Source organism: Natrinema soli (assembly GCF_028618695.1).
Genome location: NZ_JAQIVI010000467.1, coordinates 1 through 1,207, shown reverse-complemented (window position 1 = coordinate 1,207; position 1,207 = coordinate 1). Strand labels below are relative to the sequence as shown.

Sequence of the window (1,207 nt, the reverse complement as noted above, 5' to 3'; positions counted from 1 at the left end):
CCCGCACCGGTCCCGCGGCGGCCGCGGTGAGGGCGTCGCGGACGGAGAAGACCTCCTCGAGTCGATCCTGCGCGTCCGCGATCACGTCGTTCGGGAGGGCCAGCTGCTCGCCGAAGAGCGTACTCAAGAGGCCGACCGACTCGACGGCGGGGCCGTTCGTCAGGAGGAGTCGATCACCGGGGCGGGCTCCGTCGGGGCGGACGATTTCGTCGTGATCGCCGACGCCCATCGCGGTCGCAGCGCCGACCCACGGGTGCGAGACGTCCGCGTATCGCGCCGTGTGTCCCGTCACGATCGAGACGCCGAGATCGACGCACTCCGCGTGGATCGTCTCCCAGACCGTCGCGAACTCGTCGTCGGTCATCCCCGCCGGAAGCGTGAAACAGATCGAGAGATGCGACGGGGCGACGCCGCTGACGGCCACGTCCGCGAGCACGAGGTCGAGTGCGAACCGCGCCGCCCGATCGAGGCCCAGCGCGGGCAGGATCGACAGCGGATCGGTGGCGGTGACCAGCGCCTGCCCGCCGATATCGAGGACGCCGAAGTCGACGCCGTGGGTGGGACCGACGGCGACGTCGTCGCGGTCGGCACCGAGATTCGGTGCGACGTGCCGATCGAAGAACGCGCGATCGATTTTTCCGAGGTCGCTCACGGCCGGTAGGTCCCACCGAGCGGTCTTAGCGGTGGTGATCCGCGTCGACCGCGCCCCGGCGCGGCGGCTCGTCGAGAGTCCGTCACTCCGACCGCGACTCGAGGGGTGACCCCGATCGAACGCGCCTCGCCGCCGAGTTCGAACGGCAGCACCGTAACCACAATCACTATCGATCGCGTCGTCACGAAACTGGTTTAGATTACAGACAAGAGTGAAGGCTACCCCCGGATTATCGGGGATAGATGGCGTACTCGATCCGATCGCGGACCGACATCGACCTCGAGTTCTCTGCGAGCGAACTCACGGGTGCGCTAGGTGATTCGGTTACTGTATTGCCGCTGCTCGTGGCGCTGGGGGCGACGACGAGCGTCTCGTTGCCCCACGTATTGCTCGGCTTCGGCGTCTTCCAGATCGTCTGGGGCGTGTACTACGGGATGCCCCTCTCGGTAGAACCGATGAAGGCGCTGGTCGGTCTGGCCATCGTCGGCGCGCTGTCGTCCGCCGAACTCGCTGCCGCCGGATTGCTCGCCGGCGGCGTCCTGCTCGCGGTCGGGC

2 protein-coding genes are annotated in these 1,207 nt (G+C 67.9%); one reads left to right on the top strand and one right to left on the bottom strand.

The annotated features are described in order from the left end of the window. A partial coding sequence (locus tag PGX04_RS24285) for an AIR synthase related protein (RefSeq protein WP_273740858.1) occupies nt 1–652 on the bottom strand: 652 nt, incomplete at its 3' end. Nucleotides 653–894: 242 nt separating this feature from the next. On the opposite strand from PGX04_RS24285, the gene PGX04_RS24280 reads away from it, so the two are divergent. After that, the coding region (locus tag PGX04_RS24280; protein ID WP_273740857.1) for a putative sulfate/molybdate transporter at nt 895–1,207 on the top strand (313 nt) is incomplete at its 3' end.